Origin of the sequence: Sphingomonas glaciei (assembly GCF_023380025.1) — a bacterium.
Lineage (GTDB): Bacteria > Pseudomonadota > Alphaproteobacteria > Sphingomonadales > Sphingomonadaceae > Sphingomicrobium > Sphingomicrobium glaciei.
In genome coordinates this window covers 1,435,727-1,457,640 of the sequence record NZ_CP097253.1, presented here as the reverse complement: position 1 = coordinate 1,457,640, position 21,914 = coordinate 1,435,727, and the positions used below count along the sequence as shown (strand labels likewise).

Sequence of the window (21,914 nt, the reverse complement as noted above, 5' to 3'; positions counted from 1 at the left end):
CATGGTCGAAGCTGCCGGCGTTCAGAAGGCGCAGATTGAATTCCCCGCCGCCATTCCCGAAGGTGAGGCCGACCGCCCTCGCGTGCTGGTGGTCGATGATGACGAACGCAACCTGCTCGCCATCCAGACCGTGCTGGAAGACGTCGGTGACATTGTGATTGCGCGGTCGGGCGAAGAAGCGCTTCGCCACCTCCTCAAGGGCGATTTCGCGGTCATCTTGCTCGACGTCTACATGCCGGGCCTCGATGGCTACGAAACGGCCGGAATCATCCGCAGCCGCGAACAAACTAAGCGCATTCCGATCGTCTTCCTCTCGGCGGTCAACAAGGAGGCCGAACACCTTATCCGCGGCTACGCCATGGGTGCGGTCGACTATGTGTTCAAACCGGTCGACCCGATGATCCTGCGGTCCAAGGTCGCCGTCTTCGTGGACCTGTTCGCCAAATCCCGTGAGATCGAGCGCAAGGCCAAGCATGAGCAAGCGTTGCTCGACGCCAACCTCCAGGCGAACAATGAGCTGCTACGTGCCGAGCAGGAGTTGCGCCGGGCGGAACAGCGGCAGGCCGCGATCATCGGATCGCTGCCGATCCTGCTCTACCTTGAACCGCTTGTCTGCGACCCACGTTGCCCGACCTTCGTCAGCGGAAACTTCGAGGCGATGACCGGCTATACTCTGCCCGACGTGTTCGAGACGCCGACGCTCTGGTCGGAGCAACTTCACCACGAAGACCGCGACCGCGTGCTTCGGGCTATCGGCGAACGCACGGCTTCAGGAAGGCTTTCGGTCGAGTATCGCTGGCGCTGCAAGGACGGCAGCTTCAAGCACTTCCACGATCAGGCGGTCCTGCTTCGCGATGCCGATGGCAATCCGCTGGAATATGCCGGCACGCTGACTGACGTGACGGAACGTCGCGCGCTCGAGAGCCAGTTGGTGCATGCCCAGAAGATGGATGCAATTGGCAAGCTCACGGGCGGGATTGCGCATGATTTCAACAATCTGCTTGCAGCCGTCCTAGGTGGCCTCGGCCTCCTCGAGCGTCGGGCACAGCTGGATGACGAGCATCGCAAGATCCTCGACATGACTAGGCGTGCCGCCGACCAAGGATCCGAGTTGGTGCGGCGCCTGCTGGCGTTCGCCCGCAAGCAGCAGTTGCAGCCAGTTGCGGTTAATTTCGCCGACCTTCACAAGGGCGTGGACGATCTTCTCAGTCACACCCTTGGCGGCCTTGTCGAGCTCGACTGGCACTTACCCGGCAATCGCTGGTCTGCGCTGGTCGATCAATCACAGCTCGAACTCGCGCTGATGAACCTCATCATCAACGCCCGTGACGCCATGCCGGATGGCGGCACCATCACCATTTCGACCGATCGTCGAACCGTTTCTGGAAAATCCGGTGACCACCTCCCTGCCGGCAATTACGTCATCGTGCGGGTTTCCGACCATGGAACGGGTATTCCACCCGAATTGATCGACAAGGTGCTGGAGCCGTTCTTCACGACCAAGCCGGTGGGCAAGGGGACCGGGCTTGGCCTCAGCATGGTCTATGGTTTCGCTCGGCAGTCCTGCGGCACCTTCCGGCTATTCAACAATCAGAACGCAGGAATGACCGCTGAGATCTGGCTTCCGGAAGCGGCTGAACAGGACATCGGCGCCCGGGCCGACGTCGAAAATTTGCCAATTTCAGTGCCCAGCTTGAACATCTTAGTAGTCGATGATCATCCTGAGGTCAGGATGACGACTGTCGGACTGCTCGAAGATCTCAATCACAGGATCCTAGAGGCAAGCTCAGGAGCAGAAGCGCTGCAACTCGCCAAACAGGCCAAGCCACCCATCGACCTTCTCATCAGTGACTACGCCATGCCCCACCTCAGCGGCACCGAGGTGGTCAAGCTCATGCGAAACGATCGGCCCGGACTGCCGGCGTTGCTGATCACCGGCTATGCGGACTCGGATGAAATTGGCGACCGCCCGCAGGACGTCATGATCCTAAGCAAACCCTTCTCGCTCGATGCGCTCTCCTCCGCGATCGCAAAGGTTCTAGACCTCTCAGACGATGGGCCCGGCCACGAGCAGAAGGGCAGCGCTCAAACATCAGTTGCGAGCTAATCAAGCGTGATTCACGCAAACCGTTCGGACTGTTAGTGTCCGCAGCGTGATACTAATGACCCGAAGTTTGCCCTTACATACACCGTCGGCTTGCTGCTGACGCCCGGCGGCCAGCCACGTGATGGAATGTCGGCGTTGGCGATGCCATTGACGTGGCGCTGAGCGCAGTTCGGATCCGATGGTCCGCGAAGCTGGACCTTCGATGTAAGCGATAGACGGATCGCGCCCGAAAAGCAGGCAACGCACTAGGTCCGTTGATTGTCTGCATGGCACGATAAAGGTACGTTTGGTGCGAACAGGGGAAGTAGCTCTGTGGGTCAGTATCTGGGTTTTCTGTGCCGGGACCGATGACGGATGTCCGATGTGGAAACTCTCATGAGGACCTCCAAGGGTTTGACTGTGGGTCTTTCCTGCCGCCGCTCGCCTCGATGAACGATCGTCCGCCTAAGGGGAGGCAGGCAGGCAAGCCTGAGCGTCTGAGAGTGGGTCTCCTCGGCCTCCAGCCGCCCGCGATGAACGATCGTCCGCTTACGGGAGGCTGGCTGGCAAGCCTGAGTGTCTGAGAGTGGGTCTTTGCTGACGCAAGTGCTCGCTGGACAGCCGTTCAATGCGACTGCGGTCAACTTCCGATCTGCCGTTCTGGCTGCAGACACGTCACCGACACGCCGCAAGCGTCGGCGCTGATTGTCGTGCCAGCTTGGGCGTCGCCAATGCTAAGCAAGGCGACGCCCATCCGGACTAGGCCACCCGCGTCTGCGGACGGCTCATGTACCACCCGAGCACTTCATCCTCGATCCAGACCGGATATTTGGGGCTGAAGTAGCGCGGCTTGGGGAAGTCCGGCCGTCGGGAGTAACGCCACGCGGTAGCCACGCTAACGTGGCCGATGGCTGCGACGCCTTTCGTGGTGATAAACTTCGGCAACTTGTTCATCCGACACTCCATCGTTTCAGATGAACTCAGTTTCCTGTCTTCCGCGTTTGTCAGAAACAGGGGAGAATGATTTTCACTTGCGAGGATGCTCAGACAACAGCGGCGGAGCGTTCCACGACTGCCCTGATCACGTGTGACGAAGGCGTTTCCAGATACTCACAGGCGCCGATCTGGGAGCAGATATTTCTCAGTTCAGAGAACACATAGCGGACGAACCTGACGAAGGGTGCTGGGGCATGCCCAGTCGTTCCTGACCCTTCTCTTGCCTTCGCGTCTTTGCCAATCGCCTGTTTATAGATTGCCGCAAGATCTTCGATGAAGGCGTCCCGGTCTGCATCCGTCCGATTGCCGGTCTGCATTTCTAGCGCCTTCTTGCCTTCGGCCCGCATTATCTCGGCATATGTTCGATATCGGTCGAGGAAGTCATCGGCATGGTCGGCCAATCGTCGGCAATTCCGCAAGCCGTGCCTCAGGGTGACGCCGTGGAGGAACCCGCCTTCGGGCGATGGCAGAAGATCTTCCGCACTGAGAACCTCTGCGTTCAGGCTGGCAGCAAGCTCGATGAGAGCCCGGTTTCGCACGGGATCTATCGCCCCGGTTTCCCGATGATGGCGTTGCAGCTGATCAGCCAGGGTATCGGCAGCGACGGCTATCTGCTTGGCGCCGTCCCGTACCTGCCTGATCAGCCCCACGAACGACCGGTCTTCGGACACATCCGTCTTCATCTCGAAGGCGAAGAGGTATGCAAGGCAAGCGTACGCAAGTGTCTGCCGGCCTTCTACGGCGATCCAACTTACGACATCGGCAGGCAAGCGCGGGCGATTGGCCTTGGCCTCAGATGGTCTCCTATTATGTAACCCTTCCTCAAAGGCCTTCGTGGCGAAGTCCTGTGAAAAGATGATTGCGGCGGCGTTTGGATCAACACTGCGCTTCCGCAGCTCATAGTTGCTTGTCACGTTCTTCCTGTATCGGTGTTTTGCCCACCGATGCTCATGCCGGAGAACCGTTAACCATCTACTTCGGTGCGGCCCGCGTGAGTTCGATGTAGCGGTCATGCTGCAGCCTGTAGTTCTTTGCAGCTGCGAGGATATCATCGTCGATCAAGCCCCGGCGACGGAGAGCAATCTCTGCTACGGCGAGGATAGCATTCTGTCCGATGATCTCGTCAGTCGCGTGCGAGCGCCGATCGATCGCGTAGTGAAACTGCTTCGGTGCCTCCTGCGCCAAGCGCTTCAGTTCCTCGAGACCCTGGGTGATCGGCAAGCTCTTGAAGAAGGCTTGGTTCGCGACCTCCAGGATGCGCTTAGCCATCAGGGCGCAAGCCATAAAGTGACCGGTATGCGGAGTGCGGATAACCGAGCTCAACCGCTCGCGCCGGCTCAGCCGGACCGCCTGAATTCCGCTCTGCAAACGTGCCAAGTGGATCTTCTGCTGCGTCAATGCGGCGATTTCAGCCGGGTAAGCTTCAGAGCCGTCCTGATTGTTGCAGACGACGACGACCTCGCCCAGTGCTCCGAACCGACGTTCAAGGCGCTCAACGAAGTTGGAGGTCGGTGCGTTGGTGGAAACGACCGCGCAGATGATGATGCGGGCGCCGCGGTCGGCAAGCATCCGCCAAGCAGTCTCGAGGAATGCCATGACCGGCAGATCAGAGCTGTCGATGCCAGCACCGAGATCGAAGATCATCGTGTCAGTGTTGGCGGAGTGCCGGGCCACCCAATCCGGTGCCGCCAGCACCGACGTGCACCACTCCACCTTCAAGACATTCGTTGCGCCTACCCGGCGAACGAGGCCCCGGTTTCCATCATCCACGTCGACCAGCGTGGTGCGATGACCACTAAGGGTGTGAGTGGCTTCGAGGCATTCCGCCAACTCGGTCTTGCCCGCTCCACCCTTGACCGTCGTGATCGCGTAAACGGTCAGGGGCAGCTTCGAGCTGGTTTCCTTTGCGCAAATAGTGCCTGCCGGAGCCTGAGGATCATTCACCATCGTCGACCCACCGAGCGTTTCCGTTGAACAGGTTGGACTGAGCGGTCGCGGGCTTGTCGACCTCGCCGCCGCGATCCGCCACGTTCACTTCGGCTTTCGAAGACGTGTCGTCGTCCTGGGGCGGACCTTCCTGCTGCGTTTCCGCGCCCTTGGCACTGGATCGATCGGGACTGTCGATCTCATCCGCCTTGCGCTGACGGGAGCCCGCCTTCACCGGCGGGGCAACCCCCCGCTCGTTGCAGATGCGGGTAAACGCGCTCTCGACAGCATCGACCTTGATCGGCGCGCCATCCTCAAGGGCGAGCGCGATAGGCTTCCAAGCCATGCCGCGCTGTCTGGCAGCATAGATGGCCTCGAAGCGATCATCGACCTTACCTGCGACGGATGTAATATCGCGCTTCTTGTGGACAGGCGCAGCCAACAACTCGTCAGCCTTCTTACGCCACTTACAGCTAATCGTCATCGTCACCTCCAGGGTGTCCGAAGTAACGCCTGGCACGCACTACATGAAGTGGTCGGAGGCAAATGACGATATCTGCAATCATCTGATATCCAATGATTGCATATGCAATACTTTTGTATTGACCTGTTGCTCTCTGGATGTTCCGGGCACTACATGCATGACGCCAGTGGTATCTCCGACATGAAGCCGGCAAAGCGCTGGGTCGCACCGGTTTTTTGGCTGAGTGGCGCTGAGGTGTCTCCGCGACGAGCCGCACGTTGGAGATGATGACGTCGGACTTCGGTTGGAATGTCGAAGGCCCAGGCGGCCCGTGCGGGCTACCGCCGACGCAGCTTCTAGAGACGCGGGAATGTTGGCTTCTCGAAGCCTCAGTTGATCCACATGGATCGGTCAAGGTCTCGGTCGCTGGGGACCCCGATTGGTGGGCAGCTGCTGGCTGCCGGCCATCTGCGTGTCGGCACAATCAGTGGATGGCGGGCCGGACATCGTCCGGGAGCCTGACCCGAACTTGTCGCCAATGCATCTGCGCCCAAAGCGCCAGGTTTGCTTCGCTTGCTGTTGCCCATCGGTGGGTGGTTTCGAAGCCTCTTGGGCTCCCTCTCGATTGCTCTCCAAGCCCGACGAACGCAGGTATTCCTGCCCGTGAGCTGTCGTTTTTGATGTCGCCACCTTCGCGGGCTTCGCAGCACGCAGGTGGCACGTCGGAAGAGGGTGAATGCGGGCATCGGTGCCGGATTGCCGGTCGGCTTGCTGCCGCCGCCGGACGCGGAACAACGATCGTCACGCCTGACCCCTCAAAGAGGCCCAATCGTCATCACAGCTGCGGGCCGAGCGACAGGCTTGAACTCACTTTGAGTGTCGCTACCGCGCCGGTTTTCTGCAGGCCGGCTGCCGCTCCGCTCGCCGGAAAAAGCACGAGGAAAAAGCGAGCAGGATGGGCCGCGTATACGGCCGTGATGCTCGGCGGAGAACCTTCTCGCATTGGAGAGAGTAGTTGAAGAAGAATTCTGAGGACGACAGCGCCGGCATGGTGGAGGTTACCTTCCGCCTGCCGCGGGATGAAGCAGGCGAACTGGACCGGGCTGCGGAGGCTAGCCTGATGAACAGGTCCGAGTACATCCGCTTCCTCCTGCGGGGCAGGCCAGTCGTTTCCGACGCCGGCCTCGCGGCGCTCCGCCGCTTGATCCAGATTCATGGTCTTGTTCAGGCAAGAGAGGAATGCGGCGAGCTGAACACGACGCTCCGCGAGTTGATCCCGGTCCTTGCCAAGGCCGTTCGGCACAGGCTCGTCTGATGATTGGCAAGATCATCAGGATGAACCGGCATCAGCGTCCCTCGACCGAGCAGCGGGTCGCTCGGCTGCAGAGCTCAGTCCTGGCGCTGACCCGGTACGTCGTGGACGCAGATCCGCACGCACTTGCTGCAGTGGCGGCTGAGAATGTCCTGTCGATTACTGACTACGCCCTTGCGGTCCGGCATGCTGGCATCGAGCCGGGCGAGAAAGTCGAGGCGTCGGGCAAGCTAAACCTGCTTGGCCGTGATCTCGCCGAGTGGCAGGCCGAGATGCTGGCCACGGCGGTAGGCGCGACGACCGTCAAGAACCACGTCGTTCATATCATCCTGAGCCTTCACGAAGGCGAAACGTGGTCGCCGCAGCAGCGCGAAGAAGCGATCACGATCATGTTGGGCATTCTCCGTCTCGAACGATGCCAGACAATCTGGGCCGAGCACTCCAACACCAGGAACCCGCATCTTCACCTGGCGGTCCTGCGTGTCGATCCTACGACAGGTTCAGCCGCAGGAACCGACTGGCTGATCGACGATCTGCATCAGGGACTTGCTCTCATCGAGGAGAGGCAGGATCGGATCCGCGAACCTAACGCCCTTTACCGCGCTGAAGAGGGTGCCATCTTCGACGTAGAGACTGGCGCCCTCGTCCGCGACGCTGATGGGACGTTTGTTTCCAAGTGGTGGGAGGCCACCGGCAAGAAGCGGACGCGTTTGCCTTCCCTTATTCGGGACGCGCGCGGAGCCCTCGTCCAGGCGGCAGCAGAGGCGTCCAGCTGGGCGGACTTGCACGAGCGCTTGAAGGCCCTTGACGCAACGTATGACAAGGCCGGAAGCGGTGCTCGGATCGCCGTCGAGACGCAATCAGCCAAGGCTTCCGAAGTCCACTCCAGCCTTTCGCGTCCGGAGCTGGAGAAGCGGCTCGGCCTCTTCGAACGCGACCTGACCCGGCTGAATACAGGCTTTGAAGCCTACCGGGTCAGCGTGCAGGACCAGCTCGATCACCTTCGCCAGAAGCGCGACGAGGAAGTCGATGCCGTTGATGCATGGGTAAAGGCGCGTGTCGCCGAGATGCCTGGCGACAAGCGGAAGATGCTGGCGCCGCTGGTGCAGCAGGAAGGGGCCGCCGCGACCAAGGCCATTCAGAAGGCATTCGCCGAGGCCATCAGCCGGGGCACGCGTCAGCGCATGAACGAGGATCAGTGGCGGCAGTCTGGTGAGCCTGCCATGCTAACGCCAGTCAGCTCCCCATCCTTGATCCTTCCGCTCTCCGGAGGTGAGGAGTTCAGCACGCAGCTGGCGGATCGATCCGGCAGGAAGGCTCACCGCTACCACACGGACTATCTCGATCGAGATGGTCGCACGCTCTTCGCCGACCACCGTGCCTTCATCATCATCCATGCAGCCGACGAGGTTGCCGCAGTCGACGAGGCTCTTGCGCTTGCGGCGGAAAGGTGGGGAACGTTGCGGCTGACCGGGTCAGCGGCCTTCATCGCCTTGGCGGCGCAGCGCGCCGAAGCTCTCGGCATCTCGGTTATCTATGATGCTGAGGCGCCTGCGCCCCAGTCCCCGGATACGCAGGTCGACGCTAGGACGAAGTCCAACGCCGAAGCAGAGGTCGTGAGCGTGCCCGCACCGCGCCAACGATCGCCCGAAGAAATGAGGGCGCTGCAGGTCCGCCGTGCTCTCAAGACCTTGGATGATCTCCCTGACCTGCGCGTGTGCCGACGAGCGGCGGCAGGCGACAATCAGCTGACCGGAAGGACAGGTCCCTTCCAGATTGTTGCCGATCGCTACGATCCTCGGCTCGAAGAGGTCACCATCCTCGACCTCGATCCACTCGTGCAGAAGTATCTGCAGCAGCGCCAGCAGAAGAGAATCGATGACTGGGCCGTTGAGCTTGAACGTCGTTGCGACGGGCCGCTGCCTTATGGCGACGCTGAGATACTTGCCGTCCTGTCGCCGGTCGGCAACGATCGAGCGTTAGCGGAAGTCGCCTCCCGGGACGCCGAGTTCCTGGAGATGACTAGGCGGGTCCGAGAAAAGCTGAAGGACCGACCTGTGAAGAAGAAGCTGGAGACTCCTTCCCTGGTGAATTCGCGCGAAGACGATCTCTCCTACGAGGAGGTCAGAAGATTGCAGGCGCAGCTCGCGCAGATTGCTGCTCAAGGGCGTTAGCGTGCGTCCATCCCGCTTTATCGCCGTCAGGCGGCGTACCGGCCGTTGCCGAGGCGGCGGGCCATGCCGACACTCGCCAGAGCGTCGAGGACCGGCCGGACGGTGGCGGCGCGCTTGCCCTTGAAGGCGCGGGCGACATCCTGCGGCGCGAGGGGCGACGGCGAGGAAGCGAGGATCGACTGGACGGCGCGTACCTGCCTCGGGGAGGGTGCTGGGCCATGGAATGACGTTGTCGGGCAGCGCGACGGTGGCTTCGCCGAGGTCGAGGGTGCCGGCGACCGGAGCCTGGTAGTCGGGCGCCTGGTATTCCGGCCGAAGCCAGCGGATCAGCCCACGCGACATCCAGAAGATCATTGCGCAAGCGCCGCCGCCTGCGGACGGCGTGAAGGTGGAAGGGAGCCGCGCGGAGGGCGGCTCCAATGAGTTCGGAGGAGAGGGTGATTGAACCGCAAGAGATGAAAATCTGAAGGTTCGATCGACGTCACCAACGCCTCCCAAGTGAGACTGAATACATGAAGACTGCACCCGTCCCGTCCCTCGGCTTCGTGCTGGACCCCATTCCCGAGCCACCAGTGCAGATTCGCCGCCTGATGCTGGCGCTCGGGACCATTCTCGACGGCTATATCGAGCAAGATCCCCAGTCCTGGCATCCTGCTTTGCTGCACTCGATGGTGGTGCCCGGGGCCGATATCGTTCTTGCCGGAACGCGCTGCCGTCGTCCGCTCGTCTGCCGCGAGGTCGGGAACATCGCCCGCGCGGTGGATCGCGACGCCATCATCGTCCGCGCCGCCGACGAGCCCAAGCATGCGACCTTCGACGTCCTGCTTCGTCATTTGAAGCGGCCGTTCCTCGGCTACCGCCTGTGGATGCGGCAGCCGCTCGGCAGCGCCTGGCTGGTGCCAACGGGAGCTGAGCGCACCTTCATCCGTCTCGACGGCCTCGGCCTCGAGCTCTCACTCGAAGCCCCCTTCGACGATGAGATAGACGCCTATCGCGGTTTAAAGGCCGGCGCCGAGTATCTTTCGATTGCCGTGAAGGGATGGTTCTGATGCCGGGCAAGAAGAAGCCGGCAGCGCTGGAGGGCGCCTCGGTCGCGGCTTTGACCATGCGGCCGCTCAAGGCCTTCTACCACAACCAGCCGGATGATCCGGTCTCCACGACCAGGTTCTACTGGTCGAAAGGTGAAGGCCTCCGCGAGAGCATCTTGCCTCACTTCAAGGCCAAGTGTTGGCCGGGGAGCAAGGGGAGCGACGAGGACAAGGCCGCAGCATGCGAGGTTCTGCTGCGCGGCGACGTCCCGCAGGACTATGCCGACCCGCTGTTCCTGGCTGAGAGCTACATGTCGAAGCTCCCGGCGGACGAGACTGCGGCCTTCGCACAGGTAACCCTGCAATTCCCGAATGCTACGAACCTGCACAGTCCCTGGCAGCAGGCCCGCGCCTGGCTGTGGGAGCACTATGTGGAGCGGGTTGGCGTCCCGGTGCTGGCCGTCTTACATGCGCCTTTCCTTAGCGGCAGCGATAACTCGGTGCACGTCCACGGACTGGTGCTGATGAAGCGGGCGACATGCTTCGGATGGTTTGGCGTTCACCCCCCCAACCTTCGGGTTCGAAGCCCGACGCTCTATCCAGTTGAGCTAGGAGCGGTCTGCCAGTGCCACCTGGCTACGCGTGGACGCCAGTGGCTCGGATCTTGCCCATCGGCTCTCGTCCGAGCGCTCGATTAGCAAGCCGCACTCGTCACTAAGCGCGGTGAATCGGTCTGTCCTGCGGACGATGGAGGTCAGCATCGGTCGATGAACATCGAAGAGGCACCGGAGGCTCATGAGCCTGACCTAGTGAGGACGCGACCTCTTGGAAGGGCTCATCGATCTTCAAGGCAAAGAACTTCTAAGGTGTTGCCAGAACGCGCCGCTGCTCCTCGGATGTCTGCTTTGATTGGATTGCTGGCGCTCCCTGTGCCAGTCACAGCCGATGATACCAAAGTGGCTGCCCGCAACCCTCACCGCCCTCGTCGCTGCGATCGGCTCGCCTTCGCATGCCGACCAGCCGACCTACTCTGAGGGGCAGGTGTGGGAGTATCGGACACGTTCGCAGGACACTGGCTCTCTGCTGAAGATACAACGGATCAGTAACCTTGGGCCTGAAGTCGTCTATCACGTGAGCGTCATTGGCCTGGGCATGCGTCGTCGCGACATCCCCGGTGTGTTGCAGCACGCACCGGTCTCTCGGGCGACCCTTGATGAGAGCGTAACCAAGCTCTCTTCGCGCAACTTTCCAACGACCGACTTCGAGGAAGGCTTCGCAGAGTGGCAGCGTGCCGGGGGAGGTGTGTTCACCATTCCCGTTGCGAAGATCATCGTGCTCCTTGACGAGCAAACAAACAGCATGACTGCCGTGCCCTGATCCCCGGCAGCCCCCTTTTGCTTTCGGCTAATGTCCGCTTTGGGTGGAAAGCAGACATTAGGGAGCGGCGCGTTTGCGCAGGAGCTTATCCCACTTCCGTCCGTAGTATGCCTCCACCATCGCAAGTGGCACGACCCAAGCAAGCCAATCACTGTGGGCCAGCCGCGCGCCTTCGTTGCTTGAAAAAGGCTCAAGCATCACCAGTCCGTATTGGTCCACCAGTCGCACCACGACGAAGTAAGCCGCCAACACAAAGGATCGCGTCATATTGTGCTGGTGCGTCAGCATCCGTTTGCGCCGTGCGGCTGCTACCGCTGCAATCAACGCGAGCATCCAGAGCGTAATGGCTGTCGCTTGGCTCAAAAAGAAAACGTCGGGGATGGTAGGCTGTATGGCCCAGAAACCGACGAAGGCGGCTGCGGACCCAGCAACGTAGCAGTAACCCGCTAAACGGTGATAGCGCCGAAATCGATTTCGGATGCTCGCAATGAACTGAAATGGTCCAAGAAGTAGCACTATGCTACCTCCGGCAATGTGCAGCCAATAGAGCCACGCTTCGTCGCCGTGTCGCCCTATATTGCCGAGGCTGAAGCTAAGAAATATTCCGACTAGAACGAGGAAAACCGCGACGGCCAGCGTCGTGCCCATTCGACCCCAAGTCAGACCCGTTCGGCTCTTGCCAGCTACTGTTGCCATGACGCCCCCGCCGGGAAGGTAACACAGTTTTCCCGAATGTCCGCAACGAGTCGAAGGGGCCCCGACCGCAAAAGGTTGGAAAAGCGGACGCAAGCGACGTTTACATTCCGAGCGGTTCCCGCGAGGGTCCGGCCCAACCGAGGGAGATAGTAGTTGCGCCTACTCGCGATGGTCGCCGGAGCTTTTCTGATCTTCCCATCTGCAGCGCCCGCCGAGGCCCCACCAAAATGCCCCAGCCATTCGAATCCGCGAGGCTACCAACGAGTGGAGCAGGCAAACACCGCATTGGTGCGGCGCTTCCACGACGCGATCAACCGCCAAGATTGGGAGGCAGCGGATGCTTTCGTTGGTGCCGCTTACCGCCATTACGTGACGGGAACCGATGGCTTCCGAGCCCTTACTTGGGACGCATTCAAGCGCGGGAACAAGCACTTGCGGACCGCCTTCCCAGACTGGCGCAACGTGATCATGCAGACAATAGCTGAAAGAGACAAAGTTGTTGTTGTCATTGAAGGTTCAGGCACGCACCGGGGAAGCATCGCCGGTGAAAAAGCGACCGGTCGAATTGCGAAGCTCCCCATTATGATTGTGCATCAGGTCTGCGGCGGAAAGTTATGGGCGGATTGGGAGGCCGTCGACACAGGCCCACTGATGGCCGCCTTGACGGCTCCGTAGAGAATCCGGCCAATGTCTGCTTTGGGTCGTAAGCAGACATTCGCATCGAGCGTCGCGCTGAGCTAGGCTTGGCTCATGACGAGGCCTGCACCTGTTGAACGTGCGTTTGCTCTTGCCCGATCAGGTCAGTGCCGCAGCGTCGCAGCGATTATTCGGCGATTAGCAGAAGAAGATCGAAGTGCGGTTGAGGAACACTTGAAGATACCTGCGGCAAGACGGGAGCTCATAATGGTCTGCAGCGAGGCCTGGCTTGCAATCCGGTAGGACATGCAAACGACGGGCGAGCTCTACAATTGCTCAAGCCCCGGCTCGGTGGAAATGTCGTGATGGGTGGGAAGCGGACGTTGGCTGGCCCGCAGTCAAAGTGACAAGTGGCGAAGGTGGTCGGCGTAGCTGGGCACATGCTCGCCGCGACCACCTGGCACCGCATCGTCACTCACGAAGGCCGCGCCGAGAGCATCGTAGAAGGGGCGCTTCCAAGGATAGTCGCCGAAACTTGTAGCACCCTCCTCAAACACGAATGGAGTCGGGGTAGCCCAGACCATGGCGCCGCCGTTTGCCGTTCGGTCGCACCGAACCCCTAAGCCCTTGATGCCGGGCCCGTAGCGCTCGATGAAAGAAGGACCGAAGTAGTTGAGCCAACGCACATCCGGCAATCTGTACTCAAGATGATGTGCGTCTTCGGCTACCTTGGCGGGAGCGGCACCCTTGGTCTGTCGCAGACGCATCGAGTTCTCCACCGATCGACGCAGCATCGGGGTATAAGCGGCCCATCCGAGGAAGGCATCGGAAGCATCGCAAAGGGCGGCGAAGGTGCTGGCGTAATGATTGCAAGCATTGGGATCTCTGAACAATGTCTCTTGAGCGTTGAACTTGATCTGCTGGAAAAGTGGGCGCCGCGAGCAACTGGGGTCGATTGCAAAGGCATCAATCCGTCCGGTGATCTCGTTCTTCTCGTCACTGTAGAACCACATGCCATCACGCTTAGTGATCCAGCTATCGAACCACTCCGTCAGCGCGACTGAGGTGCTAGACACTTTCGAGCGTCCAGGATCACGCCCCCCGCCACGTGTCGGTCGCCATGTTCCAGCACAGTCGAGAGCATCCCCAACCCGAGCGAGCCACTCGGCGGTAACAGGCGCGACCGCAGAGTAGATCGTGCCGCCGACAAACTCGTCATCGAACATCTGCATATATGGCTTCCATCATGGGCCGTACTGTTCTTAGGTCACAGCATCCAAGCGTTCGGACGAGTTGTAAGTTGGTGGATCTAGCAACCCAGCGAATGTCCGCAATGGGTCAAAAGCTGACGTTGCAAGACAGCATGACCAAAGTGAGAAGGCGGAACAGGATAGCGCTAGGACCCGGAGGAGATGTTCCGATGCTACCAGTGCCACGGACGCCAAGGGAGGCGCTTGAAGTGTTCCGCAGTCCGGAGGCGGAGGATTGGGAGCGGGACTGTGCTGCCCTGATGATCGGAACCCTCGACGAAGCTCTCCCCGATCTGATCGCGATGGCACGGGACCCCACAGTCGATGAGATGTTGCAGCAGCGGGCGGCGGAAGCGCTTGGAGGTGCGTGGAGGGATCGCGGGGTTCTCATGACAGCCGACATTTCCGGTTTCACGCGCGTCGCTCGTGAGGAAATTCTCATTCATCGCGGTGAGGGATCAGCGTCCCAAGGCTGAAAGCTCTCTGTCTGCTTTGGGTCGAAAGTGGACATAAGCTACTTAGCTGAACGAACGACCGCATGCGAGTGAACAGAACGGTGCTCGGAATGACCGGGTTGGGCGCCTAGCGGACGTAGCCTGCTCCGAGATGCGTGTGGCCGTAAGCAGAGGTCATCTCTGGACGGCCGGTGCCGGCACCGGGCGAGGGTTTGACGCTCCGCTGCATGCGCACGAGGACAATCCGCTGCCGCTGTGATACTGAAGGTGGCAGGAGGCTGCTCCCATGAAAACGCTCATCTTCGTGTCGGCTCTCTCGCTTGCTCAGCCCGCGCAGCATCAACACGAGGCGCATTCTGACAAGCTCGGCACTGTGGCGTTCCAGACGAGTTGTAGCCTCGCGGCGCAACCGAGCTTCCTGCAGGGTATCGGGTGGTTGCACTCGTTCGAGTATGAGCAGGCAGAAGCGAAGTTCAGCCAAGCTGCCGCCGCTGATCCATCCTGTGCGATAGCGCACTGGGGCGTCGCCATGAGCCTCTACCACCCGTTATGGGCACCGCCGACTCCCGCAGAGCTCGCGAAGGCACGGGCCGCTGTTGCACGGGCGCTCGAAACGCCGGCAAAGACCCAGCGCGAGAAGGACTATGTGGACGCAATCGCTGCCTTCTACCGCGACTCCCACAAGCTCGACCACAAGACGCGCGCGCTAGCCTATAACTCGGCGATGAAGGCGCTTCACGAGCGCTATCCTGCCGATCGCGAAGCTGCCGTCTTCTACGCCTTGTCGCAAACGGCTGTGGGGACCCTGGATACGGACCCGACGTTTGCCCGCGAGAAGAGCGCGGCCAAGATACTTAATGCGGTCCTTGCGGCCGAACCTGATCATCCCGGCGTCGCGCATTATCTGATTCACAGCTTCGACTATCCGTCGCTGGCCGCGCTCGCCGTCCCATCCGCAAAGCGCTATGCTGACCTCGCGCCGGCTTCTGCGCACGCCCAGCACATGCCTTCCCACATTTTCACGCGTCTCGGCATGTGGGAGGAATCTATTGCCTCCAACCTAAAGTCGGAAGCGGCAGCCCGAGCGTTGATGCGGCGTAAGAACTTCCTGGGCGGTTCGCGCGAAGAGCTGCACGCGATGGATTATCTGGCTTACGCCTACCTGCAGACAGGGCAGGACATTAAGGCCAGGAAAGTGCTCGCTAAGCTGAATGCGATGCACAGCGTCGATGAACCGATCTTTTCCGTTGCCTATGCGGCAACGGCTATCCCAGCACGGCTCGTCCTCGAGCGGCGGCAGTGGAAAGAGGCAGCCAATCTCGAACTGCCGGCAAACGTCATGAAGCTTGCTCCGCTGGAAAGCTTCCAGTGGGCTGCAGCGCACGTCCATTTTGCACGTGCGCTTGGGGCTGCGCGCAGCCGCGATACCGCCGCGGCAAAGATTGAATTAGCGAAGCTGACCGACATCGAGCAGAAGCTGCAGGTTCCTCCCGGTAGCTATGACTGGAAGACCCAAGTCGGGGTCAGCCGTCAGATCGCTGCCGCTTGGCTTGCACGGGCCGACGGCAGAAACGACGAGGCGCTGCGGCTAATGCACGGAGCGGCAACACTTGACGACGCTGTGGAGAAGCATCCGGTGACACCGGGCGCGATCCTCCCCGCGCGTGAACAGCTTGGCGAACTGCTGCTCGACTTGGGACGGCCCGCCGAAGCGCTCCTAGAGTTTGAGGCGTCGCTGAAGCGTACCCCGCTGCGCCTTAATGGCTTGTCTGGTGCCGCACGAGCGGCGAGCCTTGCTGGAAATCAGCCAAAAGCACGCGATTACTACGCCCGTCTCGTGCAGCTTACGAGAAGCGGCGATGCGGATCGTAGCGAGATTCGCGAAGCGCGTGCGGCCGCACGAGCCCTGCCTGCGCGTTAGTGTCCGCTGTTGGGAAGCTCACCGGCTCGTACTAGCGGCTGCTTTGGGGGCTAAGCCGACTCATCCCTTTCCCTGCTGTATGTCTGCTTTGGGTCGAAAGCGGACATTAGCCTGAAGGCTGAACCATCGGCTGCTTTCTAGGCCTTATCGCTAAGACCAGACGGTCTCCTGACGGCCACAAACGGAAATAGGGCAGGGGTCGTCCGCTATGCGCCCATCTCGGTCGTTCCAGGCTACAACGGAGGCACCCGTAAGCGGACGGTTGTTCAGCTAAGTGGCTAATGTTCGCTTCCAACGCAAAGCGGACGTTGAGCTCCTACGACTTCTTCGGTTTCTAGACGGAGAGAGGAGCTACTTCTCACCTTAGCCGCGGCAGGCAGAAGTCCTGGAAACCGGCTTAACACATGTTGCTGTAGCTTTGATGCTGACACGGTACCGGCGCTCACCATGCCTTGCTACTACACCCGCCTGATCAATGCGGTTGCGGACTCGATTGACGATGGTGTGGAGTTTAAGTCGGTGGAGGAAGCTACCTCCGCTGCAGTCTTTGCTTCTCTCGATTTCGCTAAAGAGCTGCTCAAGAGTGGAGAGAGCTTACCACATATCGAGGTGGTGATTTCCGATGAGGTCCGTGTGGTGGCTCGACGACTAGTCACTGTCAGCATCGCGAATTTGGAAGCGTAGGGCAGCAGCCTTCTCTGTCCGGATGTCTGCCTTAGAGCGGTACCCGACGTCTCACGATCAGTTCTTGTCGCCAGCGTCAGGATGGCCGGCAATGCGACGCTGAAGCTCAGCGATCCTACTTCTCAGTACCACGATACTCTGTTCGGTGTGCTGGTTGTTTAGATCGCCGGCGGGCTCGTCACTGAGATTCATGAGGCTACCTGCTTCGTAAGCCGCCAGTAGGTTCAACGCCTGTCGCTCCTGAGCAATCAGATCATCGCGTGTCACGGACACCTCCCTGCTTTAGTGACCAGGCCGAAGTACAGGAGCCTTAAGAGTACCTTCGGCTCCCTTAGCGGCCCATACGATCTTTTCGCATGACCAATGTCGCAACCAAGCCGGATGGCTGCCAGTCGTAGGATAAGGATCCAGCAAGCTGCGAAACTACGCTGCGCTGAATCATCTGACTTCCGAAGCCGGTCATTTCAGGCTGGAAGCAGACTTCTGGACCACCTGTCTCTGCCCACGTGATGTGCACCTCGCCCTCTTCAGTGCGACCGCTGACGTCCAAGGTTCCCGCTGATGCCGATAACGCACCATGCCTGACCGAGTTAGTCGCTAACTCGTGCACCACCATAGCAAGAGTGGTGGCTGTCGATTCACCGACCCCCATTCGCGGCACGGCAACTCGAATGCGCCCGGAGAAGGCTCCAGTGTCTTCATAAGGTGAAAGCAGGATCGCCATGAGGTCACCAAGTAGAGCGGCCTTTCCCTGCTCTCCGGGCAATGGGCGCACGAGGTCATGTGCGCGTCCAAGTGAGATGAGCCGCTGGGTCAGCTGGCCGGTCATTTCTTCGACCGAAGAAACGGAGCGCGAGGTGATCTGAGTAAGGCCGGCTGCGATCGCCAGCAGGTTCTTGACCCGGTGGCTCATCTCACCGGCAAGCAACTCGCTGCCTTCCTCGGCCTGCTTCCTGCCAGTAACATCCAGGAAGATGCCAAACATCGGCGCGTCCGGCTCCTCGAGTTCTGCAGCCTGACCTCTTGCCGAGATCCAGCGGATGTCAGCGCCAACCATGATGCGAAAGTCGATCTCGTACGGACCTGGCACCGACCTAGTGGCTGTGAAAGCCGCCTGCACACGGTCGCGATCAGCCGGATGAATATGCGCGGAAAGGTCTGCAAAGTTCACAGCTTCAGCCCAGGGCATGCCCCACAGCTGAAAGGCTCGCTCGTCCATGGCGAACCGGTCGTCGGCCAAGTTCCACGACCATAGCGACACGCAAGCGGCATCTACCGCCAGACGAAGATGGTCAGGGCCCCAAACCTGAAGCGGGGAGTCTCCTGCGAACACTGCCGCTCCATTTCATGAGTGGTGAACTGCCCATGGTTCACGAGCAACAAGCCTGTAGCTCAGGCAGGGGGAGATGCCTACGGCTTCCAGCTGGCGCAAAGCGCGCTGCAAGTAGAGGGCCATGATGCCATGCATTCAGGCGTTTTACCTGCAGGCGAAACAACCTCAGACATCAAGGGTGCTATGTAGTAGAGGCGACATATCGTTGAACATGCCCGCAGGCTTCCGACGACAGAGAGACCTTCGCGCTCCCGCCTGCCACGAGGACCAACGATGCCAAAGTTCCACTTCCATCTTGATGGTGAGCGCGACGAGCAAGGGCTTGATCTCCCTGACTTGGCTGCTGCCAAGTGCGAGGCACTGGATTTCGCTTCTCGACACATCTGCGACGCTGCCAATGCGTTCTGGGACCGCGAGGAGTGGCTACTCAGCGTTGCGGACGAGAGTGGCTTAACTCTCTTCCAGCTGCACATCATTGGTACCGAGGCTGCGGCATCCTTGGGGCAAGCATCTCGCCAATCAGCTTAGCTGGCGCGCCATGTCTGCTATGCACCCAATGCGGACATCGGCGCGGAATGCAGAGCAGACGACTTGTCAGGTTACCGACCAAGCGGCCCGGCGTAACCGGTGCTGATTACATGCAGTCCGAGCCCCTAGCGGACCTGCTCGACGTGGAGAGATCCTGCCGGCAGTGGCGCGAGCAGTTCGGCCTCTGGTTTGGTCAGCTCCAGCCAGGCTCTCCAATCGCTCTGCCGAAGCACGACCATTTGCCGGCCGTGAATAGGAGCAACGTCAAGGCCCGGTGCAGTGGTCAGCAACGTGAATGAGCTGTTTGCACCTTCTTGATCGCCGCTCCGCCAGAGCCCGGCGAAACAGAACCAGGGCTCGCCCACCAGGCTGAACTTGTACTTGGACTTAGGCGGCTTGGAGCCCTTAAACTCGTAGAAGTGCGAAGCAGGAACGAGGCAACGCTTGCTGTTCGCGAAGGAACGGCCCTCTGACTTGAAGTTGATCACCCGCCGGCCCTTGGGGGAGCTCGGTTCGAAGCCCCAGGTCAGCGGCGCCAGCTCGACGCCTCCTTCTGCCGCGCGGAACACTGGTGCACTCTCGCTCGGCCAGATGTCGTCGCGCGGCTCGAGGTTCGGAGGGCCGAGCGGCGAGACGATCGGCATGCCGGCATCGCGCAAAGCGGCCTGGTACTCGGCGAAGGCGACGCGATTGGCGTAATCGTTGCACATCAACGATCCTCAGCTGGCTGACGGCTCGCGCTTCCCAGCGTTCCTCTTGGCAACGATCAGCCCCGTAACCGTGCCGCCGATCGCTGCAGCCACCGCGAGCTTCTTCAGGAGGCCGGCCTTGTTGTGGCGCCACTCGGCCGGCACCCCCATCTCCTTCGGGATATTTGGAACGTGGCCTCGGCCTAGGTCTTCAACCAAGCCCTCGATCATGTTCACGCGGTCGGCGGCGATAAGCAGCAGCCAATGTGCCCAGTTAGACTCGCTCCAGCGAAAGGCGAGGCGGCGCATCGACCCGCTAACGCCACTGGGTGGACTGGCGGTGCCGAAGACGGCCGGCAGCCACTTGTGCTCAACCGACTTGAGGAGCTCGACCTGAGCCTCCTGCTGGGTCGGCCGCCGCCACTCGCCGCTGTGATTATCTTCCGTGCGATTGCGATAGGGGTATGTGGGGTCGTTCTGGGGATCGGCGTCCACGCCCCAGCCAACGATCGACTGCGTGTCCACTGCTTTCGACGGATTGCTGATCCGCAGTGCAAGGTTGGTGTCACTCATGCCCATGCTCCTCAGGCGCCCGAGGGAAGCAGGACGGGCTTGATGCACTCGTCGAGCTTGTCGGAGAAGATGTGATAGGCGTCCGCGATGTCATCGAGTGGCACCCGGTGGCTGATAATCGCCTTCGGGTTGATGTTGCCAGTCCTCACATGCTCGATGAGCTTTGGCAGCAGCCGCTTTACGCTCGCCTGGTTGGCTCGAATGGTCAGGCCCTTGTTCACGACGTTGCCGATCGGGACCATGTTACCAGTCGGGCCGTAAACCCCGACGATCGACACCACGCCGCCCTTCTTGACGGAATTTATCGCCCAGTGGAGCGCTATTGCCGAGCCGGCCTCGAGCTTGAGACGCTTGCCCAGAATGGTCTGCAGCATGCTGCCGGTCGCCTCGGCTCCGACAGCGTCGATGCACACGTCGGCGCCGAGCCCATCGGTCGTCTTCTTCATGAAGACGACGACGTCATCCAGCTCCTTGAAGTTGTAAACTTCGGCCGGAGCGAAGCTCTTCACGGACTCAAGCCGATAGTCGATGTGGTCGATAACGATGACGCGGCCTGCGCCGAACAGCCAGGCACTGCGGGCGGCCAGAATGCCGACCGGCCCAGCGCCGAACACGACGACTGTGTCGCCTTTCTGGATGCCGGCCATCTCGGCGGCTTGGTACCCCGTCGGCACCACGTCGGTGAGGAGAACGGCGTCGTCCGGATCCATCCAGTCGGGGATGATCGTCGGGCCGAAGTCGGCATAGGGAACACGGGCATATTCGGCCTGCCCGCCGTCATAGCCGCCAGCAGTGTGCGAGTAGCCGAAGATACCACCGACCGCCGTCGCCTGTGGGTTGGACTCGTGGCAGTTGCCGAACAAACCCTGCTTGCAGAAATGGCACTGGCCACAGGCGATGTTGAAGGGCACGAGCACGTGGTCGCCGGCTTTGAGATTCTCCACCTCGGGCCCGACCTCCTCAACGATGCCGCAGAACTCGTGACCGAAGGTCTGGCCAACACGGGTGTCTGGCACCATGCCATGGTAGAGATGGAGGTCGGAGCCACAGATGCAGCTCCTTGTCACCTTCACCACCGCATCGCGGGGGTGCTCGATACGAGGCATTGCTTTCTCATCGACGCGAACACGATACGGTCCGCGATAATTCATGGCACGCATGAGACATCCTCAGCAGGCAGAACAGAAGGAGCCAGCTGCGTTGACGGGCTCCGACGAGCAATTAGCCTTTCTTAGAGGCGTTGCCCTTGTTGCCTCCGCCGCGGCCAGTCCCAGTACTTCCGCTTGCCTTGTCGCCGCCCTTTTTCGTCACAGCACCCGCGTTTCCACCCGCACCCTTCTGAGCCATCGTCGCCTCCATAATGACGCGGAATCAACTGCTCGATCGAAATCGCGTTCCTAGTAATTCTGAGGAGGCGCACGGCGTCTTAGTCGGCGGGCTTTCCGCGTGATTCCTGCGGCTGCCTGAGATCCTTCGCCACGTCGCTTGCTGAGCACTGAGAGGCTCGGCAGACGTTCTGAGGCGCGAGGGTCTAAGTGACGACAAGCGTCGTCGGCTCTTCGATGCAATGTGTGAGACCGGACCGTCCCGTGACGGCAACAAGCAGCCCTAGACCAGGGAAAGTCTGCTTAGCGCCCATTCCGGACGATCCCACGCGTTCCGCAAGCACCCGTAAGCGGACGCTAATCTATCTAAGTTGCTTGGTTTCAGCTCCGCTACAGAGAGAGCGTCAACTCAGTTTATCGCATCTTTATCCGAGAATTGGCGAATGCCATGGAGCGACTTAC

General features: G+C 60.7%; 20 protein-coding genes and 1 tRNA gene. 9 read left to right on the top strand and 12 right to left on the bottom strand.

Translation table 11 applies throughout. The features are described 5' to 3' along the window. Position 1: 1 nt before the first annotated feature. Positions 2–2,107 (top strand): response regulator, encoded by a 2,106-nt coding sequence (locus M1K48_RS07175; RefSeq protein WP_249453903.1) that lies wholly within the window; start codon positions 2–4, stop codon positions 2,105–2,107. A gap of 738 nt (positions 2,108–2,845) precedes the next feature. Here the strand turns inward: M1K48_RS07175 and M1K48_RS07170 are convergent. From M1K48_RS07170 to M1K48_RS07155, 4 genes are all read right to left on the bottom strand, one after another. Further along, the gene (locus tag M1K48_RS07170) at positions 2,846–3,040 is read right to left on the bottom strand and encodes a helix-turn-helix transcriptional regulator (protein ID WP_249453902.1); all 195 of its coding nucleotides are present in this window, start codon (positions 3,038–3,040) and stop codon (positions 2,846–2,848) included. A gap of 89 nt (positions 3,041–3,129) precedes the next feature. Continuing rightward, complete coding sequence (locus M1K48_RS07165; RefSeq protein ID WP_249453900.1) at positions 3,130–3,996, bottom strand: hypothetical protein; 867 nt, start codon at positions 3,994–3,996, stop codon at positions 3,130–3,132. Between the two features lie 58 nt (positions 3,997–4,054). Beyond that, positions 4,055–5,029 carry a P-loop NTPase family protein gene (locus M1K48_RS07160; protein ID WP_249453899.1) on the bottom strand — a complete coding sequence of 325 codons (975 nt, stop codon included), beginning with the start codon at positions 5,027–5,029 and terminating at the stop codon, positions 4,055–4,057. Then, positions 5,019–5,498 (bottom strand): hypothetical protein, encoded by a 480-nt coding sequence (locus M1K48_RS07155; protein WP_249453898.1) that lies wholly within the window; start codon positions 5,496–5,498, stop codon positions 5,019–5,021. The genes M1K48_RS07160 and M1K48_RS07155 overlap by 11 nt, the downstream gene beginning before the upstream one ends. Before the next feature lie 988 nt (positions 5,499–6,486). Here M1K48_RS07155 and M1K48_RS07150 point away from each other — a divergent pair. The 3 genes from M1K48_RS07150 to M1K48_RS07140 all read left to right on the top strand — a co-directional run bounded on the left by M1K48_RS07150 (position 6,487) and on the right by M1K48_RS07140 (position 10,006). Continuing rightward, complete coding sequence (locus M1K48_RS07150; protein ID WP_249453896.1) at positions 6,487–6,786, top strand: plasmid mobilization protein; 300 nt, start codon at positions 6,487–6,489, stop codon at positions 6,784–6,786. Beyond that, positions 6,786–8,957, top strand: a complete 2,172-nt coding sequence (locus M1K48_RS07145) for a relaxase/mobilization nuclease domain-containing protein (RefSeq protein WP_249453894.1) — start codon at positions 6,786–6,788, stop codon at positions 8,955–8,957. Before M1K48_RS07150 ends, M1K48_RS07145 begins: the two co-directional genes overlap by 1 nt. Before the next feature lie 512 nt (positions 8,958–9,469). Then, on the top strand, positions 9,470–10,006 hold the full coding sequence (locus M1K48_RS07140; protein ID WP_249453892.1) for a hypothetical protein: 537 nt from the start codon (positions 9,470–9,472) through the stop codon (positions 10,004–10,006). Between the two features lie 495 nt (positions 10,007–10,501). On the opposite strand, the gene M1K48_RS07135 is transcribed toward M1K48_RS07140, so the two are convergent. Continuing rightward, positions 10,502–10,595 (bottom strand) — tRNA-Arg (locus M1K48_RS07135). Between the two features lie 335 nt (positions 10,596–10,930). Here M1K48_RS07135 and M1K48_RS07130 point away from each other — a divergent pair. Continuing rightward, entirely contained in the window at positions 10,931–11,362 is a 432-nt protein-coding gene (locus M1K48_RS07130) for a hypothetical protein (protein ID WP_249453890.1), read from the top strand. Between the two features lie 57 nt (positions 11,363–11,419). On the opposite strand, the gene M1K48_RS07125 is transcribed toward M1K48_RS07130, so the two are convergent. Further along, on the bottom strand, positions 11,420–12,010 hold the full coding sequence (locus M1K48_RS07125; protein WP_249453888.1) for a DUF2306 domain-containing protein: 591 nt from the start codon (positions 12,008–12,010) through the stop codon (positions 11,420–11,422). Between the two features lie 201 nt (positions 12,011–12,211). Here M1K48_RS07125 and M1K48_RS07120 point away from each other — a divergent pair, with 201 nt between their 5' ends. Continuing rightward, positions 12,212–12,733, top strand: coding sequence for an ester cyclase (locus M1K48_RS07120; protein WP_249453886.1), 522 nt, complete (start codon positions 12,212–12,214; stop codon positions 12,731–12,733). A gap of 359 nt (positions 12,734–13,092) precedes the next feature. On the opposite strand, the gene M1K48_RS07115 is transcribed toward M1K48_RS07120, so the two are convergent. After that, positions 13,093–13,926: a hypothetical protein gene (locus M1K48_RS07115; RefSeq protein ID WP_249453884.1), complete on the bottom strand. Its 834-nt coding sequence runs from the start codon at positions 13,924–13,926 to the stop codon at positions 13,093–13,095. 759 nt (positions 13,927–14,685) lie between these two features. Between M1K48_RS07115 and M1K48_RS07110 the strand changes: the two genes are divergently transcribed. Continuing rightward, positions 14,686–16,320 carry a hypothetical protein gene (locus tag M1K48_RS07110; RefSeq protein WP_249453882.1) on the top strand — a complete coding sequence of 545 codons (1,635 nt, stop codon included), beginning with the start codon at positions 14,686–14,688 and terminating at the stop codon, positions 16,318–16,320. A 447-nt stretch (positions 16,321–16,767) separates the two neighbouring features. Then, complete coding sequence (locus tag M1K48_RS07105; protein WP_249453880.1) at positions 16,768–17,004, top strand: hypothetical protein; 237 nt, start codon at positions 16,768–16,770, stop codon at positions 17,002–17,004. 57 nt (positions 17,005–17,061) lie between these two features. On the opposite strand, the gene M1K48_RS07100 is transcribed toward M1K48_RS07105, so the two are convergent. Continuing rightward, a complete protein-coding gene (locus M1K48_RS07100; RefSeq protein ID WP_249453878.1) occupies positions 17,062–17,271 on the bottom strand; it encodes a hypothetical protein in 210 nt (69 codons plus the stop codon). Between the two features lie 64 nt (positions 17,272–17,335). Next, the gene (locus M1K48_RS07095) at positions 17,336–18,244 is read right to left on the bottom strand and encodes a sensor histidine kinase (protein ID WP_249505141.1); all 909 of its coding nucleotides are present in this window, start codon (positions 18,242–18,244) and stop codon (positions 17,336–17,338) included. A 366-nt stretch (positions 18,245–18,610) separates the two neighbouring features. Here M1K48_RS07095 and M1K48_RS07090 point away from each other — a divergent pair, with 366 nt between their 5' ends. Continuing rightward, complete coding sequence (locus M1K48_RS07090) at positions 18,611–18,865, top strand: DUF6894 family protein (protein WP_249505140.1); 255 nt, start codon at positions 18,611–18,613, stop codon at positions 18,863–18,865. A 125-nt stretch (positions 18,866–18,990) separates the two neighbouring features. Here the strand turns inward: M1K48_RS07090 and M1K48_RS07085 are convergent, their stop codons facing one another. The 3 genes from M1K48_RS07085 to M1K48_RS07075 are packed head-to-tail and all read right to left on the bottom strand — an operon-like array spanning position 18,991 to position 21,287. Continuing rightward, on the bottom strand, positions 18,991–19,575 hold the full coding sequence (locus tag M1K48_RS07085) for an SOS response-associated peptidase (RefSeq protein ID WP_249505139.1): 585 nt from the start codon (positions 19,573–19,575) through the stop codon (positions 18,991–18,993). Positions 19,576–19,584: 9 nt separating this feature from the next. Continuing rightward, entirely contained in the window at positions 19,585–20,127 is a 543-nt protein-coding gene (locus M1K48_RS07080; RefSeq protein ID WP_249505138.1) for a hypothetical protein, read from the bottom strand. Positions 20,128–20,138: 11 nt separating this feature from the next. Continuing rightward, positions 20,139–21,287 carry a zinc-dependent alcohol dehydrogenase gene (locus tag M1K48_RS07075; RefSeq protein WP_249505137.1) on the bottom strand — a complete coding sequence of 383 codons (1,149 nt, stop codon included), beginning with the start codon at positions 21,285–21,287 and terminating at the stop codon, positions 20,139–20,141. Positions 21,288–21,914 lie beyond the last annotated feature (627 nt).